6 protein-coding genes and 1 pseudogene are annotated in these 6,000 nt (G+C 57.1%); 4 read left to right on the forward strand and 3 right to left on the reverse strand.

What is annotated here, in order from left to right:
• Positions 1-49 precede the first annotated feature (49 nt).
• Positions 50-388 carry a DUF3565 domain-containing protein gene (locus tag FPT12_RS09015; RefSeq protein WP_145015842.1) on the reverse strand — a complete coding sequence of 113 codons (339 nt, stop codon included), beginning with the start codon at positions 386-388 and terminating at the stop codon, positions 50-52.
• On the opposite strand from FPT12_RS09015, the gene FPT12_RS09020 reads away from it, so the two are divergent.
• The 3 genes and pseudogenes from FPT12_RS09020 to FPT12_RS09030 form a co-directional block, all read left to right on the forward strand.
• Positions 357-842 carry a peptidylprolyl isomerase gene (locus tag FPT12_RS09020; RefSeq protein ID WP_123424295.1) on the forward strand — a complete coding sequence of 162 codons (486 nt, stop codon included), beginning with the start codon at positions 357-359 and terminating at the stop codon, positions 840-842. The two genes, FPT12_RS09015 and FPT12_RS09020, sit on opposite strands and share 32 nt — an antisense overlap.
• 125 nt (positions 843-967) lie before the next feature.
• Complete coding sequence (locus tag FPT12_RS09025; protein WP_145015844.1) at positions 968-1,450, forward strand: glutathione peroxidase; 483 nt, start codon at positions 968-970, stop codon at positions 1,448-1,450.
• Positions 1,451-1,609: 159 nt separating this feature from the next.
• Positions 1,610-1,903, forward strand: a pseudogene (locus FPT12_RS09030) (12-oxophytodienoate reductase); the annotation flags it as partial.
• Here the strand turns inward: FPT12_RS09030 and FPT12_RS09035 are convergent.
• Positions 1,872-3,107 carry a glycosyltransferase family 4 protein gene (locus FPT12_RS09035; protein ID WP_371922529.1) on the reverse strand — a complete coding sequence of 412 codons (1,236 nt, stop codon included), beginning with the start codon at positions 3,105-3,107 and terminating at the stop codon, positions 1,872-1,874. The pseudogene FPT12_RS09030 and the gene FPT12_RS09035 overlap by 32 nt on opposite strands.
• Before the next feature lie 93 nt (positions 3,108-3,200).
• A complete protein-coding gene (locus FPT12_RS09040; protein ID WP_145015848.1) occupies positions 3,201-4,799 on the reverse strand; it encodes a family 20 glycosylhydrolase in 1,599 nt (532 codons plus the stop codon).
• 93 nt (positions 4,800-4,892) lie between these two features.
• On the opposite strand from FPT12_RS09040, the gene FPT12_RS09045 reads away from it, so the two are divergent.
• Positions 4,893-5,738: a hypothetical protein gene (locus FPT12_RS09045; RefSeq protein ID WP_145015850.1), complete on the forward strand. Its 846-nt coding sequence runs from the start codon at positions 4,893-4,895 to the stop codon at positions 5,736-5,738.
• Positions 5,739-6,000 lie beyond the last annotated feature (262 nt).

Genomic DNA, 6,000 nt, shown 5'->3' on the forward strand with positions numbered 1-6,000 from the left:
TGGAGGTGCATGGCAATGGCGACGGCGTATATCTGGCTGTCTGCCGAAATCAGACGTCAAGGTTATCGCTAACCGAGCCCTGAGCGCACCAACCGCAATCAAAGGGTTGGCCTATTTTTTCAGTGCGTTTGGCAGGGTTCTGCACCCAGGCTCGTGATTGCCACGGTGGCTGGTGGCGCAGATGCTGGGTATGGCCGCAGGAAAGCTCGACAACCCAGTGTCCATCCTCGTCCAGATGGAAGCCCTGGATCGTCGACCCTGTCGAAGCGACCCGTCCGTCCGGGTTCTGTTCGCTTTCGGGCGATTGCTTCGCTAAACTTGGTCTTTCTATATTCTTATGCAAAAGGTCTCGCCCCATGCTGATCGCCGCCAATAAGGCTGTCTCCATCGACTATACCCTGACCAACGACGCTGGTGAGGTCATCGACAGCTCTGCCGGCGGCGCACCGCTGGTTTACCTGCAAGGCGCAGGTAACATCATCCCGGGCCTGGAAAAAGCCCTGGAAGGTAAAGCAGTCGGTGAAGAACTGAAAGTCTCCGTAGAACCTGAAGATGCCTACGGCGAATACGCTGCCGAACTGGTCAGTACCCTGAGCCGCAGCATGTTCGAAGGCGTCGACGAACTGGAAGTGGGCATGCAGTTCCATGCTTCCGCGCCAGACGGCCAGATGCAAATCGTCACCATCCGTGATCTGGACGGCGACGACGTGACCGTTGACGGCAACCACCCGTTGGCCGGCCAGCGTTTGACCTTCCAGGTCAAAATCGTCGACATCCGTGATGCCAGCCAGGAAGAAATCGCTCATGGTCACGTCCATGGCGAAGGTGGCCATCACCACTGATTTTCTGCGCTAAGCTTTCGAGAACTGGAGAGGCGCCCGAAGGGCGCCTTTTTAGTCCGCGGCTGTCCTTGACGATATCGCCAAGTGGCTGTTTCGAGAAGAACACGGGAAATTTGGAGTCCGTCATGAGTGCTTTTCACGACCTTACATTGAAAGCTTTGGATGGCCAGGAGTTGCCTCTGGCGCCCTTCAAAGGGCACGTCGTGCTGGTGGTCAACGTCGCCTCCAAGTGTGGATTGACCCCACAGTACGCCGCTCTGGAAAACCTCTACCAGCAATACAAGGGCAAAGGTTTCAGTGTGCTGGGTTTGCCGTGCAACCAGTTCGCCGGGCAAGAACCGGGCACTGAAAACGAGATCAAAGAGTTCTGCAGCCTCAACTATGGCGTGACCTTCCCGCTGTCCAGCAAGCTGGAAGTCAACGGTCATGATCGCCATCAACTGTACCGGTTGTTGGCAGGTGAGGGCGCGGAATTCCCGGGTGACATCACCTGGAACTTCGAGAAATTCCTCCTCGGTAAAGATGGTCGCGTGCTGGCGCGTTTCTCGCCACGTACTGCGCCGGATGATCCGACGATTGTTCAAGCGATCGAAAAAGCCCTGAGCTGACCTGTCTCCCGTAGGAGCACGGCTTGCCGGCGATAGCGATCTCAAGGACGCCATCGCCGGCAAGCCGTACTCCTACAGACCCCCTCCGTCTTTTGAACCTTAATCACCCAAATCAATAGTGTTTCGCAAATCCTTGCGCACTCCATATTGTTCGGCATGGGTTCCGAGCTGAACCTGGCAGGCTGGACCCGCAAACTGACGGGCAAGCCGACCATCACCGTGGGCAGCGTGGGGCTGGACGGTGAGTTCCTGCAGTTCATGGTCAACACCGACAAAGTCGCGCAGCCGGCCAGTCTGGAGAACCTGCAGGAACGTTTGAACAACGAAGAGTTCGATCTGGTGGCCGTGGGTCGCGCCTTGCTGGTCGACCCGGACTGGGCACAGAAAGTTCGCGAAGGTTGCGAGCAGGACCTCTTGCCGTTCAGTCGTGAGGCGTTGATGACACTGGTTTGATCGAATGGTGCATGGCCATCAAAGGCTGTGCCCCGGTTTGCACCTCACAAGCCCGGCGCAATTGCCCTTCAAATTGCTCGATGATTGTTCCCCAATCTTGCCGACTGGCGTGCTGACGCGCGTTGAGTCGTATGCAGCGCAAGGTTTCTGCTTCTTCCAGCAGCCAACGGGCGGCATCGCAAAACGCCTCTTCGTCCCCCGGCATCGCCAACACGCCGTTGTAACCATGGCGTATGTGTTGAGCCGCAGCGGCCTGATCGTAGGCCACCACACCCAAGCCGGAGGCCAACGCTTCCAGTACCACATTGCCGAAGGTTTCGGTCAGGCTCGGAAACAGAAACAGATCCCCGGATGCATAGTGACAAGCCAGGGCTTCGCCGCGTTGTGAACCACAGAAGATCGCGCCGGGCAGTTCTTTTTCCAGCAGCGCACGCAGCGGGCCATCACCGACCACAACCAGCTTTATTCGTCGTTGTGGATACGTTGACTGCAAGGTCTGGTAACTACGCTTGAGCAGACCGAGGTTTTTTTCCTGAGCGAGCCGGCCGACATGAATCAGCGCGATGTCATCGTTATCCAGCCCCCAGCTTTCACGTAGCGAACCCAGCCGTTTGGCCGGGTGGAACAGTTGACTGTCGACGCCACGGGACAGCAGCGCCAGGCGCTCGAAATGCCGACGTTCCAACTCCATTCGCTGGCTGGCGCTGGGCACGAGGGTCAGCTTGGAGCGGTTATGGAACCAGCGCAGGTAATGCGTCAGTAGGCGCGTCAACAGTCCGAGACCGTACTGGTTGGAGTACTGCTGGAAGTTGGTGTGAAAACCGCTTACCACCGAAATGCCCAACCGCCGCGCCGCGCGCAAGGCCGATAACCCCAGCGGCCCTTCGGTGGCGATGTAGAGCACGTCCGGGCGATGACGCTTCCAGCGGCGCAGCAATTTGTGCATCGACGACTGACCCCATTGCAGTCCCGGATAACCCGGCAGCGGCCAGCCGCGGCAGAGCAGCAGCTCATTGTCGCTGAGGCGGGTTTGATCGCAGCCCTGGCGCGGTCGCACCAGTTCTACCAGGTGCCCGCGCGCGCGCAGACCCTCGCACAAGCGGCCAAGGGTATTGGCCACGCCATTGATTTCCGGAGGGAAGGTTTCGGTGATCAGAGTGATATGCAGAGCTGTTGTCATGACCTCAGTGTCGGCTGAGGCCATGTCGTCATTGTGTCGGCGCGATGATGGATTTGTGACGATGCAAGCTTGCGCTCATCAGGCTGGGATCAGCATCGCGCGAATGCTGATGACCTGTTACCAGGGCACAGGCGGTGGATGAGCGACGGCACGTGCAATCAGCGACAGGGATTTATAGTCAGGGGCGGCGTTCGGCGAATCCCAGGTGCGCTGTCCCAATGGCAACATCCACAGTTTCAGGTGTTCCCAGACCTCTTCAGGTGTGCGGTAGTTCGGCTCATCGGCCCAGACCTGAATCCCTGCGCCTGCCATATAGGGGCTGTCCGCAGGAATCTCCGTTATCGCAGCTCCCGCTTTGTCCATGAAGTGGTTGGCTCGCCAGACATCGTAGATACCGTGAGGCGAGTGTTTGGGGTCGAAGAGATTGTCCCAGTTATTGCGAATGATGAAGTAGTAGTCACCGTTGGCGTTTTTCACGGTATAGCCGGCATCGACCAGCTCTTGTACGTTCATCTCGTGGCTACGTCCCCAGATACTCCAACACTCAATTTGAGTTTTTTTATCCAGAGCGATGAGCGGATTTCGTTGAACGGCGCCATCGTTCCAGACCCGCGCGATCTTGCCTCTCTTCTGTACGAGCGTCGCCAGGTCATTGACGAAGTACCTCACAGCATCCTCGGAAGTGGCATTCGGCAAGTCGGACTCATCGCGTGCGTACTGAGCCAGTTGTGGCGTGTTGCTCTGGCTGATTGGATCGAGAAAGTATTCGTCGGCGCCCAAGTGGACATGTCGGCTCGCCGGAAACATATCGAGTAGGTCGCTGACCAGCATCTTGAGATACTTTCGAGCGGCCGGGATGCTGAAATCCAGTGCTTTCGATACACTCTGGCCAGTGCTGAGCTTTAGTTGAAACTGTGGCCGGTTGCGCAAAATCCAGTCCATATGTCCGGGTGTTTCAATCTCCGGAATGACCTCAATGTGATAGGCGGCGGCGGTGTCGAGAATGTCCTTGAGTTGCGCTGCGCTCCAGGCGTCGTCGCTGGCGATGTACTGGGCGGAAGGGAAGATGACCCGAACCCCCTCATTGTCGGTGAGGTGCAGATGCAGGGTGTTGAGCTGATTCCAGGCCATCTCACGTAGCAGGTTTTTCATCCATTCAGGGCTGTAATACTTGCGCCCCACATCGATCAGCACCGATCGCTCGGCATAGGCGGGGGCATCAATCACCACCCCTGGTTCAAGGATGGTAGAAACCAGTGCCGCTTTGTGCAGGGTCGTCAGTGCTCGAGCCATGGCCTCCAGGGTCTGCGCGGTGACGCGGAGGGCGTTGGTGATATCGATTCGATAGGTCTCGCGTGCACCTTTGACGGGAATCGGAACATCAGCGGTATCCGGCGCTGACAGTTTCAACTCGACATCGCCTTTATCCCGCTGAGGGTTACCCCCTGACACGAGCACAATGGCGGGCGGCTTTGCGAGTCCGGCAGCACCGGTGAAGCCGAATGCCAAGCGTGTCGCCAAAGGACGCAGGCCCTCATGGTCGATGAGGATGCGCGTACTCGCGCTAATGGCGTAGACGAACCCGGCATAAGGTTCAGCGTGCAGTACGGCCGGACTCATGTGGGTCCAGGGAAAGCGCACGTTTTGACTTTCGTTACTGAGATTTTCGGGGGCCGTCATGAGAGCGGCGGCGGGGCTTTGGGTAGACGTTGTCATTGAACCGGATCTCCATACGTTGAGGTCGTGACTCATCCCTGAATGCTTGAAGGTTCTCGACATGGGTGAGCCCCGCGACTCATTGGATACCTGATGCTTGAGGCTGGCTACTGTAAGAAATACCAGTTTTGGCTAAAAAATCGCTATGGGGGTTATCAGCGGTGCTTGCGTGGTCTGGGTACTGATAGCCGTTCGTCTGAACTGTCAGTTCTTACAGGTGGTTTTATGCGTGTATCGGCGATAGAAACTCCCCGGAAGCCGCAGGCAATTGTGCCGGGTGACAGGAGTATCGAGATCATGACTTCCAGAGAACAAGTGCCTAAAAAATCCAAGTCCAACAAACCAGCAACCAGCCTCACTGACATCGGAGAGGGAGCGGTCGCGTCGGCCCCCGTGCCGCCGACGATTACTTTTCCGTTGGAATTAAGCAAACACATCGTCGGCCGTGTGTTTCTTGAGGGGACGTGCTTGCAGGGCGCCAGGGTTGAAGTGTGGAACTTTGACAATAGCAAGTTGGCCAATGCCACTGTCACAGGCACGCGCTGGATTTATAGCCGCAAATGGGATGCTGGCGACAAGCATTTCAAGGTCGTGCAATTCGTGGCGGGAGTGCCTTCTGCGCCAAGTCCGCAGCGTGAGTTCCGAGTCACCGTGGGGCGCTGTGCACCGCTGATTAAGAGTCCGGTGGATGGACAGTCCTTCAAAGAAGGGCTGATTCGGATCAGCGGAACCTGTTGGACGGAGGCGATGGAGATTCAAGTGCTGAGTCATGACAATAGTCAATTGGGCATCGCCACGATGCAGCCAAAGAGTGGCACCTGGTATTTCGACTATAGCTTCGATGTCGGCTCTGGCATAAAGCACATTAAGGTGAGACAAATCATTCCCGGTGAAACGTCTGACACCAGCGGCATGGTTGAGTTTCGTGTCACGAAGTAGCTCTCGGTTCATTGCGGGCAGCACGGCAGATTGATGGTCTGCCGTTTCCCTTCGTCTGCATCATTGCGCAGTGGCGAAGCTGCATTTTAACTCGCTCGTTTACACAACATCCGGAACACGCCTCTGCGTGCAATCACCCGGAGCTGCTTTGGCCTGCCCGTTCATACCTGACCATCAAGCGCTCCTCACCGCTGGTCGGAAACTGCTGCCGACCTGTTATTTCTGACAGTGGTCAGCGCCTCGGGGCGAGGTGTTAGATGAG

This window comes from Pseudomonas sp. H3(2019) (assembly GCF_007713465.1).
GTDB lineage: Bacteria > Pseudomonadota > Gammaproteobacteria > Pseudomonadales > Pseudomonadaceae > Aquipseudomonas.